Source organism: Bradyrhizobium sp. C-145, from assembly GCF_023375135.1.
GTDB lineage: Bacteria > Pseudomonadota > Alphaproteobacteria > Rhizobiales > Xanthobacteraceae > Bradyrhizobium > Bradyrhizobium zhanjiangense.
In genome coordinates, this window is record NZ_CP088150.1 from 304,798 (window position 1) to 328,213 (window position 23,416).

Consider the following 23,416-nt stretch of genomic DNA (forward strand, 5'->3'; position numbering starts at 1 on the left):
TCACCTGCGCATGTCGAGCCCGCTATCGCGGGGAAATATCTACTCCGCCGCCGGGTGCACGATTTTCTTTGGCGTTGGCCCCGCTTCCGCTGGCGCCGCTCCATGATGCTCCGTGGTCTCCGCATCCTCGCTGTGCACGATCAGCCGCTTGGCAAAACGCCAGATCAGGGCGCCGAAATCGTCCATCACCATGAACATTGCCGGCACGAACACCAGCGACAGGATGGTCGAGAAGATCAGGCCGCCGATCACCGCGAGCGCCATCGGTGAGCGGAACTCGCCGCCGGCGCCGACCGCGAGCGCGCTCGGCATCATGCCCGCGGCCATCGCGATCGTGGTCATCACGATCGGGCGGGCGCGCTTCATGCCGGCATCGATCATGGCCTCCTCGCGCGGCTTGCCGGCGTGAATGGATTCGATGGCGAATTCCACCAGCATGATCGCGTTCTTGGTGACGATGCCCATCAACATCAGGATGCCGATCCACACCGGCGTGGTGAGCTGCTTGCCGGTGACGAGCAAGGCGGCGATCGCGCCGCCGATCGAGAGCGGCAGCGAGAACAGGATGGTGATCGGCTGCAGGAAGGTGCCGAACAGCAGCACCAGCACGGCATAGACCATCATCAGGCCGGCCGTGATCGCGGTCGCAAAGCCGTCGGACAATTCGTTCAGGCTTTCGGCGTCGCCCGAGGGTGAGACCTTCACGCCCTTCGGCAGGCTCTTCATCACCGGCAGCTCGTAGATCTTCTTGGTGGCATCGCCGAGCGCGGCGGAGCCAACGAGGTCGGCCGCGACGGTCGCCTGTCGCTCACGATCGTAGCGGTTGATGCTGGTCGGGCCCTGGTCGAGCTTGACGTCGGCGATGACCGAGAGCGGCACGCCGCCCTTCTCGCCGTGCTCGCCGAGCGGCACGCGGAGCTGCTCGAGCGTCTTCAGATTGCCGCGCGCGGCATCCTCGAGCTGAACGCGGATCGGCACCAGGCGGTCGCCGACGTCGAACTTGGCGAGTGCAGGCCCGACGTCGCCGATGGTGGCGACGCGGATGGTCTGCGACAGGCTTTCGGTCGAGACGCCGAGCCGCGCCGCGAGATCGGCGCGCGGCTCGATGCGCAGCTCGGGCCGCTCCAGCGAGGTTTCCGAGATCACGTTGGAGATGGTGGGAATACGCTTCATCTGCGTCGCAAGCTCGCTCGCGACGTTGTTGACGATGTTGGGATCGACACCGGTCACCACCAGCGAGATCGCGCGCAGGCCGTTCTCGTCCAGGAACCAGAAGCGGATGTCGGGAACGTTCTCCAGCTCCTGGCTGATCGAGAACTCGAGCTCGCGCTGAGTGATGTCGCGGCTGTCCTTGGGCGTGTAGTTGATGATCAGGGCGGCGCGCCGGACTTCCTGGGTGCCCGGCGGGACGCGCCCGCCGTCGACGAAGATGCTCTTCACCTCGGGCCGCTTGCGCAGGCGCGCGACGATGTCCTCGGTGACCTTTTCGGTATAGGCGAGCTGAGTGCCCGGCGGCAGCTCGAGCGCAAGCAGCGAGCGGGCGCTGTCCTGCGCCGGCAGGAAGCCCTGCGGCAGCAGCGTGATGCTCCAGATCGAGGCGGCGAAGATGCCGAGTCCGATCAGCACCGTGATGAAATAGTGCCTCACCGACCAGGCCACGATTCCATGATAGGACCGCAAAATGCGGCCGGGCGGCGGCTCCTCATGCGAACTGTGCTTGAGGAAGTAGGCGGCCAGCACCGGAGTGACGAAGCGGGCCGCGAGCAGCGAGAAGAACACTTGCACCGAAACGGTGATGCCGAACTGCTTGAAGAACTGCCCGGCGATGCCCGACATGAAGCTCGCGGGTGCGAAGATCGCGATGATCGTCAGCGAGATCGCGATCACCGCGAGGCCGATCTCGTCGGCAGCCTCTAACGCGGCACGATAGGGCGACTTGCCCATGTTCATGTGCCGGACGATGTTCTCGATCTCGACGATGGCGTCGTCGACCAGAATACCTGTCGACAGCGTGATGGCGAGGAAGCTGACGAGGTTGAGCGAGAAGCCGAGCAGGTCCATCGCCCAGAACGCCGGGAAGATCGACAACGGCAGCGAGATCGCGGCGATGATGGTCGCGCGCAGGTCGCGCAGGAACAGGAGCACGATGACGACGGCGAGGATGGCGCCTTCGAACAGGGTCGAGATCGCCGCGTGGTAATTGCCCTTGGTATATTCGACCGAGGTGTCGATCAGCTTCAGATCGACGTCGGGATAGGCGGTCTTGAGCGCGTCGATGCGCTTCTGCACGGCCTCGGCCACCTTCACATCGCTGGCGCCCTTGGAGCGCTTGATGCCGAGCGCGACCACCGGCTCGCCGTTGAATCGGGCGAAGGTGCGGCGGTCGGCGATGGTGTCGGTGACGGTGCCGAGATCGTCGAGCCGGACCTCGCCGCCGCCGAACAGCGGGATCATGGTGCCGGCAAGATCGCCCAGCGTCTTGGCGCCGGCGAGCGTGCGGATGGCCTGGTCGTTCTTGCCGATCTCGGCGCGGCCGCCGGCGACGTCGACATTGGTGCCGCGCAGGCTCTGGCTGACATTGACCGCGGTCAGCCCCATCGCCTGCAAACGGTCGGGATCGAGCGAGACCAGGATCTCGCGCTCGACACCGCCGATGCGCTCGACCTGGGCGACGCCGCGCACGCCTTGCAGCGCGCGCTTGACCACGTCGTCGACGAAATAGGAGAGCTGCTCAGGCGTCTTGCCGGGCGAGATCGCGGCATAGGTGACGATCGGCAGACCGATGACGTCGACGCGCTGGATCAGCGGCTCGGTGACGTTCTGCGGCAGGTTGGAGCGCACGCGCGTCACCGCGTCCTTGACGTCGTTGAGCGCGCGATCCGTGTTGGTCTCCAGCGCAAACTGGATCGTGGTGACCGACAGGCCATCGGTGATCGAAGAGGTGATGTGCCGCACGCCCTCGACGCCGGAGACCGCGTCTTCAACCGTCTTGGTGACCTGGGATTCGAGCTCGGCTGGCGCTGCGCCGAACTGCGAGACCGCAACCGAGATCACGGGAATGTCGGCCGACGGCAGCCGTGTGATCGCGAGCTTGGTGAAGGAGGTCCAGCCGAGAACCAGCAGGATGATCGAAAAGACGACAGACGGCAGCGGATGACGTATCGACCATGCCGAGATATTAAGAGCCATCAGCGTACCCGCGTGCGATCGAGTTCATCGGCGAACATGGTTTTGATCTGGTCGCCATCATGGAGCGAAGACCCGGCGTCGGCGACGACGATTTCGCCGACCTCGAGCCCTTCCAGGATTTCCGTCGCGCTGTCGGACGACAGTCCGACCCGCACCTTGCGCGTCTCGACAATATTGGCTTTGACGACTTGCACGGTGAGATGGTCGATCGCGGTCTTGGGGATCGAGACGCCGCAGCTTCGCTTGGCGTCGATCGAGGCGCGCGCGAATACGCCGACCTTCAGCGAGGGATTGTTGGTGACGCTGATGCGGACGCGCCCGAGCTGGGTCGTGCGGTCGATTTCGGGCGCAACCAGCCGGACTCGGCCGATCAGATCGGGCGCGTCGTCGCGGCTGATGCGCACGGTCGCGCCGGAGCTGAGCTTGGGCATGTGAACCGCCGGGACTTGGGCGTCGAGCTCGATCTCGTTGTTGACGGCGATGCGGAACACCGGGCCGGCCTGCGGCGAGGCCGGCGCGCCGACGATGGTGCGGACCTCGGTGATGAGGCCCGGCGCGGGCGCCTTCAGCGAGATCGGGCCTTGCGGGCCGGGGCGCTGCGGCTGGCCCGGGATCTGCGGTGGCGCGGTCAGGCGCGCCAGCTCCTGATTGTCGGTGACAGTGGTGCCTTCGGTGACGAAGAGGTCCGTGACCCGCGAGCCTTCCTGGTCGGCGACGACCACGGCCTCGCGGCGCGGCACGAAGAAGCCGGTCACCCGCACGAGGTCGGAGAAGCAGGCATTGGTCGACTTCGTCACGATGACGAGCGCCTCGCCCGGCGTTTCCTTCGCCTCGGGGCGGCGCCGATGCTCGAACAGATAGTAGCCGATGCCGAGCGCGACGACGAACGCCACCGTTCCGGCCGGCTTGAGATATGCGGAAAGGTTCATCGCCGGATCACCCTGGCCTGGCTCACGGCCGTCCGTACGAGGCCTATCGAGAGCGTTTCCCCGAAATAAAGCGGCGTCCCGCAAGGCTGCGGGACGCGCTTTGGAAGCGAGACGTTACACCACATCACGACGTGTCACTGCAAAGGATTGCGTCGTGCTTACTTCGATGCGGTGGTCTTGTTTTCCATGTTGACGACCTGCACGCGGCGGTTGACCTCCGCCATCGGCTGGCTCGGATCCTTCAGCTTGCTCTTGCCATAGCCGACGGTGACGAGGTCGGTCGCCGAGATGCCGTACTTGTCGACGAGGTAGCGCTTGATCGAATCCGCGCGGCGTTCCGACAGGTCCTGGTTGTAGGCTTCGCCGCCGGCGGCGTCGGTGTGACCGGCGACCACGAAGGTTGAGCCCTTCAGATCGGGGCTGGTCAGCGCGCGACCGAGCGCCTGCACCGAAGGCATCGATTTGGCGCTGATATTGGCGGAGTTGTAGTCGAACGTGATCTCGAGATCGATGTTCGGCTTGTCCTTGGCGACTGAGGCGATTTCCTCGCGCTCGGTCGACGACAGCGAGCGTGTCGAGCGGCCGCGCACGGACTGGATCAGCTTGGTCTCCGCCGCGTTCGGCGCGGGATCGGCCTGCGGGGCGATCGAGAGGCCGCGGGTCAAAGGCTTCTTCGGCGGCGGCGCGAGTGCGCGGACGATCTCGTCCTCGGTGACGTTCTTGCTGTTGCTTTCGTCGCCCGCGAAGGCGGGCGAAGTCGGCAGCGACAGAGCGGCGCCGATGGTGATGATGGACAGGATCGCGGTCAGTCCCTTTGCAGCCAATTTCATAGCAGTCCCTCCTGCGCAGCCAGCTCGCGCATTTCCAAATTCCTGCAACAAGCCCTCGGGAAAGGCCCCCTTGCGGCATCCGCCCATTAGTCTTCCTTGGGCTGTTGAAGGTTCGAGGCGTCTCGTGCCTCAACCCAAAAAATATCAACGCACTCCGTAGCTTGCGAATTCCTGAACGATGTTTGGATCCATCGCCTTGGCATTGGCGATGTCGAGCGCGCCTTCCTGAGCGGACCCGTTGCGCTGCTTGGCGAGGCCGCGTCCGTAGAGCGAGGACGTCAGGCGCGGGTTGATCCTCAGGGCCGCGTCGAAATCGGCGATGGCGTTCTTGACCGCTCCCGATTTCAGATTGACAAGCCCGCGGCTGTCCAGCGCATCGACGAAGTTCGGCCGCAGCCGTAGCGCCTCGTTGCAATCCTTGAGCGCGCCCTGGAGATCGCCGACCACGGTGCGAGTCCAGCAGCGGTTGTTCAGTGCCTCGACGTCCTTCGCGTTGATGCGGAGCGTATCGTCGAAATCCTTGATGGCGAGGTTGTAGGCGCCCTTGCTGGCATAGACCTGGCCACGCCGGTACAGCGCGTTCACGTCGTCCGGATTGGCGGCAATCTTGGCCGTCAGGCTCTTGATCGTGGGGTCGTCAGCCAGCACGGCGGGGCTCGGTCCGCTGTCCGTGCTCGGCGCGGGACCGGGATCAACCGGCTTCACGGGCGGCGGCGGTGGCGGCAGGGCGGCCTCGACCTGCGGCTTCGGCGAGGGAGCCGGTGCGGGCGCAGGGGGAGCGGGAGGAGGTGCAGGAGCCGCAGCCGTGTCGGCCGGCTTCGGGGGCGAAGGCGGCGTCGGTGGCGCGGGAGGTGCCGGCGGCGGGTTGTTGGCGACCACGGCCGGCGGCGCGGGTGGCGGCGTCGTTGACGGACGCGATCCGCCGGCCCCCGGAATGAACGAGAAATCTTCGGCCAATGAAGAGGATATCCACGGCACCTGCTCGCCACGCGAGGCGCGGGTGACGCCCATCTTGGTGCGGTTCAGCGTCTCCTCGGCCATCAGGTCGGGGACGCGGATTTCCTTCAGCAGTTCCTGGACGAACAGGCTGTGCTCGCCACCGGCGTCCGAGACCACCGAGGCCAGTGCGGCCGAATACATCACCAGCGTGCCATTCGGCGCGATCACCGGGGTCAGGCCGGCCGAGAAGCTGCGGAACCGGCGCTCGAAGGGGTTGCGCCTGGAGGCGTCGATCAGCGCGATCTTGACGCCGGCGCCGCGGGTGTTGAGTTCGCCGAGCACGGTCTCCAGGCTGAAACCGTCGCGGCGCACGTCGGATTCGGTCCAGATCTGCGCATCGACCGGCAGCATGTAGCTCTGACGCGCGGACTGGATGCCGAATCCGCTGAAGAACACCAGCGCCACGGAGCCGGGCTTGATCTTGCCGTAGAGCTTGTCGAGGGCGCGGCGCATGCCGTCGCCGGTCAGGTTCTCGCCAATCTCGACGGAAAAGCCGTCGCGTTTGAGCTCGTCGGCGACGTCGCGCGCGTCATTGATCGGTTCCTTCAGCGGGGCATCCGCATCCGGATATTTGGCGTTGCCGATCACCAGCGCAAAGCGGTCGCCAGCCGCAAGTGACGGGGCAGTCGGAACAAGCGAGATCAGCAAAGGCAGCAGAAAAAGGAAGCGAATTTTCATAATCAGCGCGGTCCAGCCAAAAAGGCACCGTTCCCAGCTTGCGCCGCGGCGACCTTAACTTTCGCTCCATGCATTATCAGACCCGGGATGGGGGGCGTCAACCGCTTGGAGATTCGACTTTATCGCGACGATCGACCGCAAGGCATGGCCGTGCTGCGAGGGGAATAAAGAGGCTGTCATGGTTGCACCCGATGCGATCTGGCTCGATCCTGTCCGCGGGACGTTAGGGCAGCCAGGGCGACTAAAATGTGATTGGTCTCACATTGCAGGACAGCGGTCGCCGCAACTTCAGGTGTTTGACCTTTGCGGCGGACAATGGCTTGGTCCGCCGGCTCGTCTCTGCAGGTCCACTCAGAAAAAGCAAAACAAAGAGCCGCGTCATGGGAAACGTCTACGAGATCTACGCACTGCGCTATGCGACAATGTCGCCGCGCACCCCCCACATGAACTTCCTCGCGCCCGACCCGCATGACAGCGCGGCGCAGGACCTCGACTATTTCGTCTGGCTGATCCGAGGGCACGGTCGCGACATCCTGGTCGATACCGGCTTCAACGCCGAGGAGGCGAGCGCGCGGGCGCGCAAGCTGACGCTCAATCCGGTCGACGCGCTGGAGCGCTTCGGCGTCGCCGCGGCCGCGATTCGCGACGTCGTCGTGACGCATCTGCATTACGACCACGCCGGCAATCTCGATCGCTTCCCGCATGCGCGCTTCCATCTCCAGGAGCGCGAGATGGCCTACGCGACCGGCCGCTGCATGTGCAACGGCCTCTTGCGCCATCCGTTCTCGGTCGAGCACGTCACGCAGATGGTGCGCCATGTCTATGGCGAGCGCGTCACCTTCTATTCCGGCGATGGCGAAGTCGCGCCCGGCGTCACCGTGCACCGCGTCGGCGGCCATTCCGACGGCTTGCAGGTGGTGAGGGTCGAGACCGCGCGCGGACCGGTGGTGCTGGCGTCCGATGCCGCGCATTACTACGCCAATCTCCAGCGCAAGAGCCCGTTCCCGATCGTCTACAATGTCGGCGACATGGCGCAGGGCTGGGAGACGATCGAGCGCCTCGCCGGTCACCCTGATCGATTCATCCCCGGCCACGATCCGATCGTGACCGAGATCTATCCGCGCGCCAGCGACAAGGTCGATGCGTGGGCGCTGCACCTGCCGCCGTCGCGATCGTTTGCGAAATAGCCTGACGCAGACCCTCATCCTGAGGCGCGCGCTCTTGCGCGCGTCTCGAAGGATGAAGGCCGAGATGCAGCTGAGGGGCCTTCATGGTTCTCGCGGCGATGCGAAGCATCGTCCCGCAAGACGGCGCTTGCGCACCTCCGGGATCGAACTAGGGCGGCGCCCGGCACGTCAGCAGCCGGCGCCAGACCGGACGCGGTGGCGACGCGGCCAAATCGACGCGAATGACCCACAAGAGACATCGATTGCTCGGAGTGCTACATACCAGCCGAGGATGCGGGAACCAGTTGCTTGTGCGGTCACCGATAGCTGCCGACGCTTTGAGCCTGTTGCCGTTTCTTGACGCCGGGATTGACAGTCGCGCCTATGACAAGGCGCAGCATCGGCAAAGGCTTTGCGCACGCAAAGCCCATTGCCCGGAGGCCTTCCGCCTCCGGGCTTTTTTAATTGTCTTGGCGATCGCTAGTTTCAGTGTTCGACGAGACTTGGCGCTATTGCGCCTTCATGGTCCCGTTCGCATTGAAGTCGTTCTTCCGATCATATCCGGAGGGGCTCATCTTGAGGTTTTGCAACGGCGAGCAGCTCACGGGCGCGGGCGATGTTATCGGCGCAAGCGCCTTTGGCGAACAGGCCGTAGTGGCGGATGCGGTGGAAGCCGCGTGGCAGCACGTGGATGAGGAAGCGGCGGATGAACTCGAAGGTCCCGAGCGTCATCTGCTTGTAGCGATCACGGCCCTCGATGCGATAGTCCTTCCACTTGAAGGTGACGCCACGCTGGTCGCAGGCAATCAGGCGGCTGTTGGCGATGGCAACACGGTGGGTGTAGCGCGACAGATAGGCCAGCACTGCCTCGGGACCGCCGAACGGCCGCTTGGCGTAGACGACCCACTCGGCCTTGCGCAGCGGGGTGAGGTAAGCTGCGAAGGATTGCGCCTCGGCGAGGTGGGCGTAATCGCCGAAGAAGCTGAGGCGGCCGGCTTGGTGGGCAGCGACGAGCTTCTCCAGGAACACGCGCCGGAACAGGCGGGAGAGTACGCGCACCGGCAGCAAGAAGCCCGGCCGGCACGATATCCAGCGCTTATTGTCCAGCGAGATGCCGCCGCCCGGCACGATCATGTGCACATGCGGGTGATGGGTGAGCGCCGAGCCCCAGGTGTGCAGCACGGAGGTAATGCCGATCCTGGCCCCCAAATGCTTCGGATCGGCGGCGATCGTCAGCATGGTCTCGGCCGAGACCTTGAACAAGAGGTCGTAGAGGACGGTCTTGTTCTGGTAAGCGATGTCGGCGATGGCCGCCGGCAGCGTGAACACCACATGATAGTACGGCACCGGCAGCAGCTCGGCCGCGCGGTCGGCAAGCCATTCCTTCGCGGCGGCGCCCTGGCACTTCGGGCAGTGCCGGTTGCGGCAGGAGTTGTAGGCGATGGTCGTATAGGCGCAGTCCTCACAGCGCGCGACATGGCCGCCGAGGGCTGCCGTGCGGCAGCGCTCGATCGCCGACATCACCTTGAGCTGGTGGAGGCTGACATGGCCGGCATGGGCCTTGCGCCATGCCGGGCCATGGTCGCGGAAGATATCCGCAACCTCCAAAGCCGGGCGCGACACCGCTTTGGCGTCAGCCGGGCGGCCGGATCTCCTTGAGTTTGAGCGCGATGTGCTCCAGCGGGCTCATGACCTCGCTGATCGTCTTGGTCGCGACGCGGGTATACAGCGCCGTGGTGTCGAGCTTGGCATGACCGAGCAGCACCTGGATCACGCGGACATCGATGTTCTGCTCCAGGAGGTGGGTAGCGAAGCTGTGCCGCAAGGTGTGCAGCGAGACGCGCTTGTTGATCTCCGCCATTTGCGCAGCGGCGTGACAGGCGCGATTGAGCTGGCGCGTGGTCATCGGCTGCGCCGGATCGCGTCCCGGGAACAGCCAACCCTGCGGACGCGCCGCCTTCCACCAGGCCCGCAGCAGGTCCAGCAGGCTCGGCGATAGCATGACGTGACGGTCCTTGCCGCCCTTGCCCTGCTCGACGCGGATGATCATGCGCTTGCTGTCGATATCGGAGACCTTGAGCGAGACCACTTCAGTGGCGCGCAGGCCAGCGCCGTAGGCCACGCTCAAGGCCGCCTTGTACTTCAGCCCCGGCGCGGCATCGAGCAGCCGCGCCACTTCCTCGACGCTGAGCACCACCGGCAGCTTGCGCGGCTCGTGAATGACATGGGTGTGTTCGACGATCTCGTGGCGCTTGAGCGTGACCCGAAAGAAGAACCGCAGCGTCGAGACGGTCTGGTTGATGGTCGGCACGCCAACGCCGCTTGCCGTCAGATGTAGCTGATAGCGGCGCACGTCCTCGAAGGTCGCCGTATCCGGCGAGCGCCCGAGAAACGCGGCGAAGTTCTTGATTCTTTGCACGTAGTCATGTTGGGTCTTCGGCGCGAGCTTGCGGATCGTCATGTCCTCGATCATGCGCCGGCGCAACGGGCTCATTGCCTCGTCGGTCATGGGGATGCTCCTGTCTTGGATGAAGGTTGCGAACCCCTCATCTCAAGACAGGACGCCCCGTCGCGCTATCGTCTTGGCTGTGTCGCCAGCCCCGGGGTCCTACCGCGCGAGCGGTTTAGTCCTTTGCCTCCAAGCCGACATTCGTCAGGCTGTGATATCGACAACTTCAAAGGATGGCTCCACTCCAGAGAGCACATCCATGCAGCCCCACCCGGTGATGAATTCGTACTGTCGAACGGGACGATGAATCTCCTTCCAGGTCTCCGACTGGCTGTCCGCGAAGGTCGAACCCTCCACGCGATAAGCGAAGTGCCTTGGAACTAACCCCTCGTTTTTCGTAGGCTGTTGCTCAGTACTGAGCGGCATTTCGTCCAAAAGGCGGACTATAGTGGCGCCGTTGAAACGAACGCGAAGCGCCTGACCCTCAGCGCTCGGAAGAACGAAGTCCGCCGAGAGGCTTTCTGCCTTCCACTTGATCGCGAGCAGGTCGCTCTTATCGCAGTCAAACGTCACGCCTGCGTCGATCGGAAAATACTTAGGCATGGCTTGCTCGGGTGGCACCAATCAGGCAGGGGCGTTCTACCATTTCCCCGCCTGTATGTCTGCTTGGGCCCGTGGCAGACCTTGTCGCGCAGCTCGCCGACCGTCTGCTTGTGACCCCTTCTCGGACATCAGCCCGGCCCGGTGACATGCGATTCAGGCTATCCCGCCCCTTCCTGAATGATGGTTTGGACCGATAAGATACCTTCTTGACCGTTTGGGGGCGGATATGACGCGGCCATCAAGAACGGGCGGCAAGACGAGCCAGGCGAAGACCCGCAAGGGCCGCAAGACCACCAAGAGCAAGCGCCGCATTGCGCCAGCGGCCAGCCGAGCGAAGCGTCGTTCGGTCGCCGGTTCGAGCAAAGACCTGAAGGAGGCCCGCGAGCAGCAGGCGGCGACGGCCCAAATATTGAAGGTCATCGCAAGTTCGCCTGACGATGTGCAGCCGGTATTCGAGGCGATTGCGATCAGCGCCAACAGGCTGATTGGCGGTTTCTCTACGGCAGTGTTTCGCTATATCGACGGCATGCAACACCTGGAGGCGTTCACGCCGACCAATCCGGTCGCTGACGAAGCATTGCGAGCTTCGTTCCCGCGGCATCTCACAACGACTTCGGCGCCCTTCGAGTTGCTGCGTGATGGCAAACCAACGCAGATTGTCGATACCGAATCCTCGCCAAACATACTGGCCAGGGATTTGGCGCGATTGCGCGGCTTTCGCAGCATGTTGTTCACGCCGTTGATGAGCAATGGGGTGCCTATCGGCTTGATCACCGTGACGCGAGTCGAGACCGGTTCATTCGCCGACCATCACGTGCAATTGCTACAGACCTTCGCCGACCAGGCCGTGATCGCCATCGAAAACGCGCGGCTGATCAACGAGGTGCAGGCCAAGACCCGCGATCTCTCCGAAGCCCTCACCTACCAGACCGGCAGCAGCAATATCTTAAGGGTCATAGCGTCCTCACCGACTAACGTCGAACCAGTTCTCGAAGCAATCGTCGCAAGTGCGTGCCAACTTTGTGAGGCCGATGATGCTGCCGTGCTCTTGAAGGACGGCGACGAACTGCGCTTCAGCGCACATCATGGCCCGATTTCGATAGATGTAGGAAAGTGGCCGATCAATCGCGGCTGGGTCTCGGGGCGTGCGTTCCTCGATCAGACGCCGGTGCACGTGCGCGACCTCCTCTCAGACGAAGGCGCCGAATTTCCAGATGGTCGGAAATTGACCCAGCATACCGGCACTGGGGTTATTCACAGCATTCTGGCTGTTCCGTTGCTGCGCGAAAAGGAGAGCATTGGCGCGATTCTGCTTCGCCGCACCGAGGTGCAGCCATTTAATGAGAAGCAGATTGCCTTGCTACAGTCCTTCGCCGACCAGGCGGTGATTGCGATCGAGAACGCGCGATTGTTCAATGAAACGAGGGAAGCGCTGGAGCGGCAAACTGCGACGTCGGAAGTGCTACGAGTCATATCCACTTCGCCTGGCGGACTTGGGCCGGTGTTCGAGGCCATGCTGGAAAATGCCGTGCGCATCTGCCGTGCCAGTTTTGGGACGCTGCTCCTATACGAAGGCGACAGGTTGCGGCGGGTGGCGCGAATGGCCGCGCAAAACGTGCCGCAATTGTACACGCCCGACCAGGAAACGCCGCCACACTTCATCGCGCCGTTTGATGGGGCGCCTTCGCTGGGGCGCCTCGTCGAGACCAAGGCGCTGGTTCACATTGCCGATATCGCCACAGAGCATCCCGACGATCTGATCTACAAGGTCGCCGCAGCCCGCACCGTTCTGATTGTGCCGATGCTCAAGGAGAGCGAGCTTGTCGGTGGCTTTGCTGTCTACCGCAAGGAAGTGCAAGAGTTCAGCGACAAGCAGGTCGAGTTGCTGGAAAATTTTGCGGCACAAGCGGTGATCGCCATCGAAAACACACGACTGCTCAAGGAGCTGCGGCAGCGAACCGACGATCTCTCGCAATCCCTCGACGACCTCCGCACCGCACAGGACCGCCTGGTGCAGACCGAAAAGCTTGCCTCGCTCGGCCAGCTCACCGCGGGCATTGCGCACGAGATCAAGAACCCGCTCAACTTCGTCAATAATTTCGCAACCCTTTCAGCGGAGTTGACCGAGGAGTTGAACGAGGCCCTCAAGCCCGCCGAACTCGTCGACAAGATCCGCACCGAAGTCGATGAGCTGACGGCGCTTTTGAAGAGCAACCTCGAAAAGGTCGTGCAGCACGGCAAGCGGGCCGATTCCATCGTCAAGAACATGCTGCTGCACTCACGCGAGGGACCGGGCGAGCGCCGCCTCGCCGACATCAATGCCCTGGTCCAGGAGAGTCTTAATCTAGCCTACCATGGCGCGCGCGCAGAGAAGTCCGACTTCAACATCACGCTCACGCAGGACCTCGACCCCGACGCGGGCGAAATCGAGGTATATCCGCAGGAGATCACGCGCGCGCTGCTCAACGTGATCTCCAACGGATTCTATGCCGCGACCAGGCGCAAGTCCGAGGCGGGAGACGAGACCTTTGAGCCTGTGCTGAGTGCGATCACGAACAACCTTGACGACAAGGTCGAAATTCGCATCCGCGACAACGGCACCGGGATTCCGGTCGAGGTGAAGGAAAAAATGTTCAATCCCTTCTTTACTACCAAGCCAGCTGGCGAAGGCACGGGGCTCGGTCTGTCGATGACCCACGACATCATTGTCAAACAACACGGCGGAACCCTCGATGTCGAGAGCGAGCTGGGTGTGTTTACCGAGTTCATTATCACGCTGCCGCGATGACCTCTTTTGGCCCATCGGCGAAACTGGGGATAGCCTTTTAGAGTTCTGCTTCGCAGGGTCTAGCGGACGCGAATTGCTCTCGTTGAGCTCTTGTTTGACCCGACGGCGAAGATCGCGATAGCGCCCGGACGTCAGCAGCTGACGCCAGACCGGACGTGGTGGCGACGCGGCCAAATCGATGAGAATGACCTTCAACGGACGTTTACTTGGGGTCGCTTCCGCCAATTAGCTTAAGGATATAATCTGGCCAGCCTCCAGTCGGACTGCTGCCAGGTTCAGACCCATGAAGCGGTGGCGCTCAGTCAGCATTATCTGCATGGTTGTCACTGCGGGCCTGCTGGGTGCCGGGGCCCTTGTCGTCGGCCAGTCACGCGTGCCGACAGAAGCCATTGCATCCTCGGTAACACGTACACCGGAGCTTATGGAACGCGCGTGGCACCTGCCAGTGGCCGCCACATTCCATGGGAACGTGAACTGGCAATCAAATAGCTCTCGTTGCGGACCTGCAGCTGTTGCGAATGCGTATAGGTCGCTCGGCGAGACGGCAAGCACGGAGGGTAAGGTGTTGGCCGGCACCGGGCGGTGCTGGACGGGCTTATGCATCCTGGGTCTCACGCTCGACGAACTGGCCGAGGTGGCGCGGACCAACACGAGCCGCAAAGTCACGGTCTTGCGTAATCTCAGCGAGGGCCAGTTTCTGGAACATTTGCGTCGCTCCAACGATCCTGGCCGACGCTACATCGTGAATTTCAATCGCGCGCAAATTTTTGGTGCTGGTGTTGGACATCATTCGCCCATTGGCGGCTATCTGGAAGCCGAAGATCTAGTTTTCGTGCTCGACGTCAATTCCAATTACCAGCCATGGCTAGTCGAGCGAAAGCGGCTGTTCGCAGCTGTGAATACGTACGATGGCGATAAGAAGCGCGGGCTGCTGCTGATCGAGTAATTGCAAATCCCTGCGGCCTGTGACGTACAGCCCTGGGCTGAAGAAGGCGAGCGAGGCGGTGGAGGTGACCAGGCGATCGAATAAAACAAGGCTGCGAGCGGCTGCCTTGCGACGGGTCTGCTCGTGGCCCTGAGTCGAACAGCACTGCAGCCGTCACGACGTCGGCTGTCTGATGTGGTCCGGATTCCGATGAAGCATTTTCTGGAAGGACAGTCGGTTTTAGCGCCTCTCCCTGTTTTACTTTTGCTGGGCGGTTGTGCCGGAACGATGCCCGAGTGTAATTCTTTGGATGCGCGTAATACAGTGATTAAGATCGTTTCGGGCGACAGCAACAACGCGCTTGTCAACTACGCCGTTATGAACTCGAGCGCGGTTGCGGCGATGATAAGTCATGCGACCACAGAGGCCGAAAAACTAGCGATTTGGGAAAAGGCGAGACAAGGTGCCGCTTATAGGTTGGATGATGCGATAAGCACAAATTCAAGAAGCAAAGCCAAGCGAGCAGTTACCTGTACCGCGTTATTGTCTGCGACCGTTGAGGATGTGACAGCGCAAAAGGAGGTGGACTTCGAGGTGGAACTAACCGCAGACGGCAAGATTTCCGTTTCGGTCAGTCCGTTTCAATTTTGACCGATGCCACGTAGCGGCCTCTTTCATATCAGGCCAAGCAGGGAATGTCGCCTTTGGCCCGTAGCAGACCTCGGCCTATGTTTCGTCGATTTCCACTTTATAGCTGCCCACCCTAATACGCCTGCTTGGCGTCCGCCTCTTCGCTGGTCTGGATCAGGTCGAGGCTCTGCTCGATCTTACCGAGCAGGGCCGAGAGCTGCTTGCGCTCCTGCGCGGAGAGGCAGGCGAGGATCTCGTCTTCCCGCCGCAGCAATTGCGGAAACAGCTCCTCATAGAGCGCGCGGCCCTTCTTCGTCAGTTGCAGGCGGAATTCGCGGCGGTCGGCTTCGTTCTCGACCCGCTCGATCAATCCCTGGTGCAGCAGCGTCGTCACCGCCCGGCTGATGGTCGATTTGTGCGTGCGGGTGCATTGCGAGATGAATTGCGCGCTGCAGGCATCATTGCGGAAGCCGAGCGTGGCGATCACGCGCCATGCCGGAATGTCGAGGCCATGCCGCTCCTGATATTCCACCGCGAGCGCGGAACTCACCTCCGCCGCGAGCCGGTTGAGGCGGAACGGCACGAACTTGAACAGGTCGAGCCGAGGTTTTGGCCGCGGCGAAGTCTCGTCGGCTTGCCGTGTCTTCAGCGTGATGTCGCTGGATGTCCTCGCCAAGGAAAGCGCTCCGAATTCAGTTGACGGCCGGCCGGCTCCGGTCCAAAATAGTTGCACGTGAGACTATCTAGCAGATCAGTCCTCTCCTGACCAGAGCGAAAGGTTAGCGCATGGCGCAGGCCAAATCCCAGTTCGGCTATCGCCGCCACCCCGATCAGGATCGTCTGGGCCAAGACCCGGCCGCGCATCCGGTCGTGGTCGTCGGCGCGGGCCCGGTGGGGTTGTCGCTCGCGATCGATCTTGCCCAGCGTGGCCAGCGCGTCGTGCTTTTGGACGATGCCGACCGTATCGGCGAAGGCTCGCGCGCGATCTGCTTCTCGAAGCGTTCGCTGGAATATTGGGACCGCCTCGGCGTCGGCGACCGCATGGTCGAGAAGGGCGTGGTGTGGAGCGTCGGCCGCATCTTTCACGGCGAGTCGCAGCTCTACCAGTTCAACCTGCTGCCCGAGGACGGCCACAAGCGGCCGGCCTTCATCAACCTCCAGCAATATTACGCCGAAGCCTATCTGGTCGATCGCATTCAGGATCTGCCTGCGATCGACCTGCGCTGGCGCAACAAGGTGACGGCGCTGGAGCAGCGCAATGATTCGGTCGCGCTGACGATCGAAACGCCGGAGGGAGCCTATCGGCTGCACGCGCAATATGTCATCGCCTGCGACGGCGCGCGGTCCTCGCTGCGACAGATGGTCGGCGCCGAGTTCGCGGGACAGGTGTTCGAGGACCAGTTCCTGATCGCCGACGTCAAGATGACCGCAGAATTCCCGACCGAACGCTGGTTCTGGTTCGATCCGCCGTTCCATGCCGGACGTTCGGCGCTGCTGCACCGGCAGCCCGATGACGTCTGGCGCATCGATCTCCAGCTCAATCGCTACGCCGATCCGGTTCTCGAGAAGAAGCCGGAAAACGTCCAGCCGCGCATCGCGCGCATGCTTGGCCATGACAAGTTCGAGTTCGAGTGGATCTCGCTGTACAAATTCCAATGCCGGCGGATGGACCGCTTCATCCATGGCCGCGTGATTTTTGCCGGCGATTCCGCGCACCAGGTCTCGCCGTTCGGTGCGCGCGGCGCCAACTCGGGACTGGAGGACGCCGAAAACCTCTCCTGGAAGCTCGATCGCGTGCTGCGCGGGACTTCGCCCGCGAGCCTGCTCGAGAGCTACCATGCCGAGCGCAGCATGGCGGCCGACGAGAACATCCGCGAATCCACCCGCTCGACCGATTTCATGGCACCGAACTCGCACCAGGAAGCGCGGCTGCGCAAGGCGGTGCTGTCGCTCGCCAAGGAGACCGAGTTCGGCAAGCGCATGGTCAATGCCGGCCGGCTGTCGGTGCCGTGCAGCTACGACTCGCCGCTGTCCTCGCTCGATGCGGATACGTGGCGCGGCGGACCGTCGCCCGGCTGTTCCATGCTCGACGCGCCCGTCGCAACGCGTGCCGGCGAGCAGATCTATCTGACGGATGCCTTCCGCGAGGGTGGAACGGACTTCACCTTGCTGTCGTTCAGCAATGGCGCGCCGATCGATGTGCCCGATGGCCTCAAGGGCATCTGCATTGGAGATGAAGGCGGACTTGCCGATCCCTCGGACCTGGTCGCAAAGCGCTACGGCGCCGAGCCGGGTGCCGCCTATCTGCTGAGGCCCGACGGTTATGTCGCGGCGCGCTTCCGCCACCCGACGCGCGCGACGATCGCGGCGGCGCTGGCGCGGGCCGAAGGTTTGTATTGAGGTTTCGCATGCCGCTCTCCACCAACTCCAACTTCGCGCGTCCCGACGATGCCTTTCGCGCCATCGTCGAGGCGCATCGCGGCCTCACCGAGGAGCAGAGCGCCGATTTCGACGCGGCGCTGGTGCTGATCCTCGCCAACCATATCGGCGACATCGACGTGCTGCGCGAGGCGATCGGCCTTGCCAAGCGGCGCATGATCGACGGCCAGCAGCAACAACAGCAACAACAATAACCCAATGACTTGAAGGACGAATTGATGGCGAAGAACTTCGCATCCACGGGCGATCTCTCCGAGAAGAAGATCACCTTCTCCGAGATCGGCACCGATCTCTATGCCTTCACCGCCGAGGGCGATCCGAACACGGCCGTCATTGTCGGCGACGACGGTTGCCTCGTGTTCGATGCACAGGCAACGCCGGCGATGGCGAACAAGGTGATCGAGCGCGTGCGCGCCGTCACCGACAAGCCGATCAAATATGTCGTGCTGTCGCATTATCATGCGGTGCGCGTGCTGGGCGCATCCGCCTACAAGGCGCAGGGTATCGTCGCCTCGCAGGAGACCTATCGGCTGATCGAAGAGCGCGGCAAGCAGGATTGGGATTCCGAATACGGCCGCTTCCCGCGCCTGTTCCAGGACGCGCAGAGCATCCCCGGCCTGACCTGGCCGACGCTGACCTTCGAAGGCGAGATGTCGATCTATCTGGGAAAGCGCGAGGTGCGCCTGATGCAGTTAGGGGCGGGCCACACCTCCGGCGACATCGTCGCCTGGGTGCCGGATGCCGAGGTGATGTTCTCCGGCGATCTCATCGAATATCACTCGGCCTGTTATTGCGGCGACGCGCATTTGCGCGAATGGCCGCTGACGCTGAACGAGATTCGCAACTTCAATCCCAAGGCCATCGCGCCGGGCCGCGGCGATGCCCTGAAGGGTCTCGCCACCGGGCGTGAGGCCATCGCGATGACGCGCGATTTCGTCTCCACACTCTATGGCGCGGCCGAAATCTCCGTCGCCAAGGGCCGCACCTTGAAGGAGACGATGGCGGCGACGCGCGAGGTGATGGATCCGAAATTCTCGAGTTTTGCCATCTACGAGCACTGCCTGCCGTTCAACGTGTCACGCGCCTTCGACGAAGCGTCGGGGATCGACGACCCCGTGATCTGGACCGACAAGCGCGACCAGGAGATGTGGTCTGCCCTGCAAGGAGGAGGATAGTCATGAACATCAGCACCTCGCCCGATCAGATCGTTCGCAGTTCCGCACAGGTGACGCCGGGCTATATGTCCGGCTTCGGCAACAGTTTTGAGACCGAGGCGCTGCCGGGCGCGCTGCCGATCGGGCGCAACTCGCCGCAGCGCTGTGCCTATGGCCTCTATGCCGAGCAGCTCTCGGGCTCGCCCTTCACCGCGCCGCGCGGCACCAATGAGCGCTCCTGGCTCTATCGCATCCGCCCGTCGGTGAAGCATTCCGGCCGCTTCGAGAAGATCGATGCCGGGCTGTGGCGCTCGGCACCGTGCCACGAATACGATCTGCCGATCGCGCAGCTGCGCTGGGATCCGACGCCGATCCCGAAGGAGGAGGTGACCTTCCTCCAGGGCGTGCAGACCATGACGACCGCCGGCGACGTCAACACGCAGGCCGGCATGGCGGCGCATGTCTACCTCATCACCAAGTCGATGGTGGACCAGCATTTCTACAATGCCGACGGCGAGCTGATGTTCGTGCTTCAGCAGGGCGTCTTGCGTCTCGTCACCGAGTTCGGCCGCATCGACGCCGAGCCCGGCGAGATCGTGGTGATCCCGCGCGGCGTCAAGTTCCGCGTCGAAATCCCGAACGGTCCGGCGCGCGGCTATCTCTGCGAGAACTACGGCGGCGCCTTCACGCTGCCGGAACGCGGGCCGATCGGCGCCAATTGCCTCGCCAATGCGCGCGACTTCCTGACGCCGGTCGCGTATTACGAGGACAAGGACACGCCGACCGAGCTCTACGTGAAATGGGGCGGCTCGCTGTTCAATACCACGTTGCCGCATTCGCCGATCGACGTCGTCGCCTGGCACGGCAATTACGCGCCCTATAAGTACGATCTGCGCACGTTCTCGCCGGTCGGCGCGATCAGCTTCGACCATCCCGATCCCTCGATCTTCACGGTGCTGACCTCGCCCTCGGAGACGGCGGGAACCGCGAATATCGACTTCGTGGTCTTCCCCGAGCGCTGGATGGTCGCCGACAACACCTTCCGCCCGCCCTGGTATCACATGAACATCATGAGCGAGTTCATGGGCCTGATCTACGGCGTCTACGATGCCAAGCCGCAAGGCTTCGTCCCCGGCGGCATCAGCCTGCACAATTGCATGCTGCCGCACGGCCCGGATCGCGATGCGTTTGAGCATGCCAGCAATGGCGAACTGAAGCCCGTGAAGCTGACCGGCACCATGGCCTTCATGTTCGAGACCCGCTACCCGCAGCGCGTCACCGCGCATGCGGCGAAGTCGTCGACGCTGCAAGACGACTATGCTGAGTGCTGGAAGGGCCTGGAGAAGCGGTTCGATCCGAACAGGCCATAGCTTTCTTGCCCTCTCCCCTTGTGGGAGATGGTGGCTCGCCGCATGGCGGCGAGACGGGTGAGGGGTCTGTCTCCGCGAGTGAGCCTCTCACATTCGGATACGCGGATAGAACCCCTCATCCGGCGCTTCGCGCCACCTTCTCCCACAAGGGGAGAAGGAAGAAAGAATCGAGCCGAACGTGACAACCCACCCCAACGACCCCAGCCTCCGCTCCTTCATCGACGTCGATCCCGCTTCCGACTTTCCGATCCAGAACCTGCCCTATGGCGTGTTCTCGACTGCGGGCAATCCAACGCCACGGATCGGTGTTGCGATCGGCAATTACGTGCTCGATCTCTGGGAGCTCGAGCAGGACTCGCGGCTCGACGTCGGTCCGCTCGGTGTGTTCTCCGGGGCCTCGCTCAATCCCTTCATGGCGCTCGGACCAAAAGTCTGGACCAAGACGCGGGCGCGGATCAGCGAGCTCCTGCGTCACGATCATCCGGAACTGCGCGACAACGAGGAGCTGCGCAGCCGCGCGCTGGTGCAGATGCGCGATGCAAAACTGCATCTGCCCTTCACCGTCTCAGGCTACACCGATTTCTATTCGTCGAAGGAGCACGCCACCAATGTCGGCGTGATGTTCCGCGGCAAGGACAATGCGCTGCAGCCGAACTGGCTGCATATGCCGATCGCCTATAACGGCCGCGCCTCCACCGTCGTGGTGTCGGGCACCAAGGTGAAGCGGCCGCGCGGGCAGCTGAAGCCGCCGAACGTGGAGGTGCCGAACTTCGCTCCGTGCAAGCGACTCGATTTCGAGCTGGAGATGGGCATCGTGATCGGCCAGCCATCGCCGATGGGCGGCATGCTGAGCGAGAGCCAAGCCGAGGAGATGATCTTCGGTTTCGTGCTGCTCAACGATTGGAGCGCGCGCGACATCCAGCAATGGGAATATGTGCCGCTCGGCCCGTTCCTGGCAAAAGCGTTCGCGACCTCGATCAGCCCGTGGGTGGTGACGCGCGAGGCGCTGGAGCCGTTCCGGCTGAAGGGGCCGGAGCAGGCGCCGGTGCCGCTCGACTATCTCAAGCAGAGCAAGCCGCAGAACTACGATATTGCGCTCGACGTGTCCTTGCGCGCCGCCGGCGCCAACGCCCCCGCCAGCATCAGCCGCACCAATTTCAAATACATGTACTGGTCCTCGGTGCAGCAGCTCATGCACCACGCCTCCAGCGGGTGCGCCATGAATGTCGGCGATCTCCTGGGGAGCGGCACCATCTCCGGCCCGGAAAAGGATCAGCGCGGCAGCCTGCTCGAGATCAGCTGGAATGGCACCGAGCCGGTCGAATTGCCCGGCGGCATCAAGCGGTCGTTCCTGGAAGACGGCGACAGCCTCGTCATGCGCGGCTGGTGTCAGGGCAATGGCTATCGCGTGGGGTTCGGCGAGGTCGAGGGGACGATTCTGGCGGCGGAGTAGCGCGCGCCGCCACGGCCACCGTCATTGCTTCGTCGCAAGGGCTCCTCGCAATGACGGTGTGGCAGCAGTTCACCGCCTCTCCGGCGGCACCTCGCGTATCCGCGCGCAATGCGCCGCGACGTCGTCCAGGCTGTACTTCAGATGCACCCGCTTGTCGGACGGCACCTGCTTGGTCGTGCACACGCCCGGCCGCCATTCCCGCGCGGGCCTGATCGAGCGCGGGGCAAAACCGCCGCCGCAGTTCGGGCAGACGTTGAAGAGTTTCGTCTCCACGCAATCCGCACAGAACGTGCATTCATACGAGCAGATCCGCGCGTCGGTTGCGTTCGGCGGCAGGTCGCGGTCGCAATATTCGCAGTTCGGTCGAAGCTGGAGGGCCATGGTTGAATCTCCCGGATTGACCGGGATCATCGCAGATCGCGCCCGCGGCGCGAATGCCGGATTTCCCTCGAATTCAGCCGGGCTCCAGGGGATTGCCTGCTCAGCTAGGGCTCCGCTTTCCACGCCGCCGTCACCCTGGCGATCTCCGCCGCCTCCGGCTCGCGGACGGCCGAAGGCGTGCGTGAGAATCTCGGCGCGGGCGCGGGCTGCTTCACGCCGTGACGCTCGACGAAGACATTGCGGGCGACCATGTGCGGGTGTTGCGTGGCCTCCGACATGGTCAGCACTGGCGCGAAGCAGATGTCGGTGCCTTCCATGATCTTGCACCAGTCCTCGCGCGTCTTGCTCTTGAACACCGCCTTCAGCTTCTCCTTCAGCGCCGGCCAGGCGTTGCGGTCCATCTGCGCGTCGAAATCGGCGTCGGTCAGGCCCGCGTGCTGGCGCAGCAGCGCGTAGAATTGCGGCTCGATCGACCCAATCGAGACGAAATGGCCGCAGGCGCATTCGTAGACGCCGTAGAAATGCGCGCCGCCGTCGAGGAAGTTCTGGTTGCGCCCCTCGGTCCAGCGTCCCATCGTGGTCATGTCGAAGAAGAACGACATCAACGACGCCGCGCCGTCGCACATGGCGGCATCGACCACCTGGCCCTTGCCAGATTTTTGCGCTTCGAGAAGCGCCGCAAGCACGCCGACGACGAGATAGAGCGCGCCGCCGCCGAAATCGCCGACCAGATTGAGCGGCGGCACCGGTGTCTCCTTAGGTCCGATCGCGGCGAGCGCACCGGTGATGGAGATGTAATTGATGTCGTGGCCGGCGGCGTTCGCAAGCGGGCCCTCCTGGCCCCAGCCGGTCATGCGGCCGTAGACCAGCTTCGGGTTGCGCGCGAGCACCACGTCAGGCCCGAGCCCGAGCCGCTCCATCACGCCGGGACGAAAACCTTCGACCAGCGCATCGGCGCTGGCCAGCAGGTCGAGCACTTGTGCGATCGCCGCCTTGTCCTTGAGGTCGAGCTCGATCACCTTGCGGCCGCGGCCGGCCACCGACTTCATGCTCTTCCTGGCGCCGATGCGATCGAGCGTGACGACGTCGGCGCCCATGTCGGCCAGCATCATGCAGGCGAACGGGCCGGGTCCGATGCCGGCGAATTCGACGATGCGGAAGCCCGACAGCGGGCCGGAGGCGCGGACGGAGGAGCCATCTGATTTTTGTTGGGCTGGTTTATCGAGCACGTTGTTGTTTCCTCGGGTCGCGGGCGGATGCCGGTGATCCGGCAACGGCCTCGGACATTGCTCTTTGGGGCGAGTTAATTGGCTGATTAACTTTTCTCGCCTTCACACCAGCGAGGCAAGCGGTTTTCATGCCGCATGGCCAAAATAAAAACGGCGCGCACCGAAGTGCGCGCCGCGGAAAATTTGTGTCGAGGCGCTAAAGCG

At 63.3% G+C, this 23,416-nt stretch carries 18 protein-coding genes and 1 pseudogene; 9 read left to right on the forward strand and 10 right to left on the reverse strand.

Annotated features, from left to right (window positions below):
• Nucleotides 1-39: 39 nt before the first annotated feature.
• The 4 genes from LRP30_RS01425 to LRP30_RS01440 form a co-directional block, all read right to left on the reverse strand.
• Nucleotides 40-3,189 carry an efflux RND transporter permease subunit gene (locus LRP30_RS01425; RefSeq protein WP_128942594.1) on the reverse strand — a complete coding sequence of 1,050 codons (3,150 nt, stop codon included), beginning with the start codon at nt 3,187-3,189 and terminating at the stop codon, nt 40-42.
• Nucleotides 3,189-4,118, reverse strand: coding sequence for an efflux RND transporter periplasmic adaptor subunit (locus LRP30_RS01430; protein WP_249759106.1), 930 nt, complete (start codon nt 4,116-4,118; stop codon nt 3,189-3,191). Before LRP30_RS01430 ends, LRP30_RS01425 begins: the two co-directional genes overlap by 1 nt.
• Before the next feature lie 158 nt (nt 4,119-4,276).
• Nucleotides 4,277-4,948, reverse strand: a complete 672-nt coding sequence (locus LRP30_RS01435) for an OmpA family protein (RefSeq protein WP_249759107.1) — start codon at nt 4,946-4,948, stop codon at nt 4,277-4,279.
• Nucleotides 4,949-5,092: 144 nt separating this feature from the next.
• Nucleotides 5,093-6,625 carry a caspase family protein gene (locus LRP30_RS01440; RefSeq protein ID WP_249759108.1) on the reverse strand — a complete coding sequence of 511 codons (1,533 nt, stop codon included), beginning with the start codon at nt 6,623-6,625 and terminating at the stop codon, nt 5,093-5,095.
• A gap of 380 nt (nt 6,626-7,005) precedes the next feature.
• Here LRP30_RS01440 and LRP30_RS01445 point away from each other — a divergent pair, with 380 nt between their 5' ends.
• A complete protein-coding gene (locus tag LRP30_RS01445; RefSeq protein WP_249759109.1) occupies nt 7,006-7,812 on the forward strand; it encodes an N-acyl homoserine lactonase family protein in 807 nt (268 codons plus the stop codon).
• 570 nt (nt 7,813-8,382) lie between these two features.
• Here the strand turns inward: LRP30_RS01445 and LRP30_RS01450 are convergent.
• The 3 genes and pseudogenes from LRP30_RS01450 to LRP30_RS01460 form a co-directional block, all read right to left on the reverse strand.
• Nucleotides 8,383-9,414: pseudogene (locus LRP30_RS01450) on the reverse strand (IS91 family transposase); the annotation flags it as partial.
• 10 nt (nt 9,415-9,424) lie between these two features.
• Nucleotides 9,425-10,300 carry a site-specific integrase gene (locus tag LRP30_RS01455; RefSeq protein WP_249757956.1) on the reverse strand — a complete coding sequence of 292 codons (876 nt, stop codon included), beginning with the start codon at nt 10,298-10,300 and terminating at the stop codon, nt 9,425-9,427.
• 144 nt (nt 10,301-10,444) lie between these two features.
• Complete coding sequence (locus LRP30_RS01460; RefSeq protein ID WP_249759110.1) at nt 10,445-10,843, reverse strand: hypothetical protein; 399 nt, start codon at nt 10,841-10,843, stop codon at nt 10,445-10,447.
• A 226-nt stretch (nt 10,844-11,069) separates the two neighbouring features.
• Here LRP30_RS01460 and LRP30_RS01465 point away from each other — a divergent pair, with 226 nt between their 5' ends.
• The 3 genes from LRP30_RS01465 (at nt 11,070) to LRP30_RS01475 (ending at nt 15,207) form a co-directional block, all read left to right on the forward strand.
• Complete coding sequence (locus tag LRP30_RS01465) at nt 11,070-13,631, forward strand: GAF domain-containing protein (RefSeq protein WP_249759111.1); 2,562 nt, start codon at nt 11,070-11,072, stop codon at nt 13,629-13,631.
• A gap of 283 nt (nt 13,632-13,914) precedes the next feature.
• Entirely contained in the window at nt 13,915-14,577 is a 663-nt protein-coding gene (locus tag LRP30_RS01470; RefSeq protein ID WP_091896478.1) for a phytochelatin synthase family protein, read from the forward strand.
• 189 nt (nt 14,578-14,766) lie between these two features.
• Complete coding sequence (locus LRP30_RS01475; protein WP_249759112.1) at nt 14,767-15,207, forward strand: hypothetical protein; 441 nt, start codon at nt 14,767-14,769, stop codon at nt 15,205-15,207.
• A 112-nt stretch (nt 15,208-15,319) separates the two neighbouring features.
• Here LRP30_RS01475 and LRP30_RS01480 read toward each other — a convergent pair whose 3' ends face one another.
• Complete coding sequence (locus LRP30_RS01480) at nt 15,320-15,862, reverse strand: MarR family transcriptional regulator (protein WP_249759113.1); 543 nt, start codon at nt 15,860-15,862, stop codon at nt 15,320-15,322.
• Between the two features lie 110 nt (nt 15,863-15,972).
• Here LRP30_RS01480 and LRP30_RS01485 point away from each other — a divergent pair, with 110 nt between their 5' ends.
• The 5 genes from LRP30_RS01485 (at nt 15,973) to fahA (ending at nt 21,602) form a co-directional block, all read left to right on the forward strand.
• Nucleotides 15,973-17,586, forward strand: a complete 1,614-nt coding sequence (locus LRP30_RS01485; RefSeq protein WP_249759114.1) for an FAD-dependent oxidoreductase — start codon at nt 15,973-15,975, stop codon at nt 17,584-17,586.
• An 8-nt stretch (nt 17,587-17,594) separates the two neighbouring features.
• A complete protein-coding gene (locus tag LRP30_RS01490; RefSeq protein WP_128930744.1) occupies nt 17,595-17,819 on the forward strand; it encodes a DUF2783 domain-containing protein in 225 nt (74 codons plus the stop codon).
• A 24-nt stretch (nt 17,820-17,843) separates the two neighbouring features.
• Nucleotides 17,844-18,800, forward strand: coding sequence for an MBL fold metallo-hydrolase (locus tag LRP30_RS01495; protein WP_128930745.1), 957 nt, complete (start codon nt 17,844-17,846; stop codon nt 18,798-18,800).
• A gap of 2 nt (nt 18,801-18,802) precedes the next feature.
• Nucleotides 18,803-20,149, forward strand: a complete 1,347-nt coding sequence (gene hmgA, locus LRP30_RS01500) for a homogentisate 1,2-dioxygenase (RefSeq protein WP_249759115.1) — start codon at nt 18,803-18,805, stop codon at nt 20,147-20,149.
• Between the two features lie 178 nt (nt 20,150-20,327).
• Nucleotides 20,328-21,602 (forward strand): fumarylacetoacetase, encoded by a 1,275-nt coding sequence (fahA, locus tag LRP30_RS01505; protein WP_249759116.1) that lies wholly within the window; start codon nt 20,328-20,330, stop codon nt 21,600-21,602.
• Between the two features lie 69 nt (nt 21,603-21,671).
• Here fahA and LRP30_RS01510 read toward each other — a convergent pair whose 3' ends face one another.
• Both LRP30_RS01510 and LRP30_RS01515 read right to left on the reverse strand, forming a co-directional pair.
• Nucleotides 21,672-21,983, reverse strand: coding sequence for a DUF1272 domain-containing protein (locus LRP30_RS01510; protein WP_249759117.1), 312 nt, complete (start codon nt 21,981-21,983; stop codon nt 21,672-21,674).
• A gap of 104 nt (nt 21,984-22,087) precedes the next feature.
• The gene (locus LRP30_RS01515; RefSeq protein ID WP_249759118.1) at nt 22,088-23,212 is read right to left on the reverse strand and encodes a CaiB/BaiF CoA-transferase family protein; all 1,125 of its coding nucleotides are present in this window, start codon (nt 23,210-23,212) and stop codon (nt 22,088-22,090) included.
• Nucleotides 23,213-23,416 lie beyond the last annotated feature (204 nt).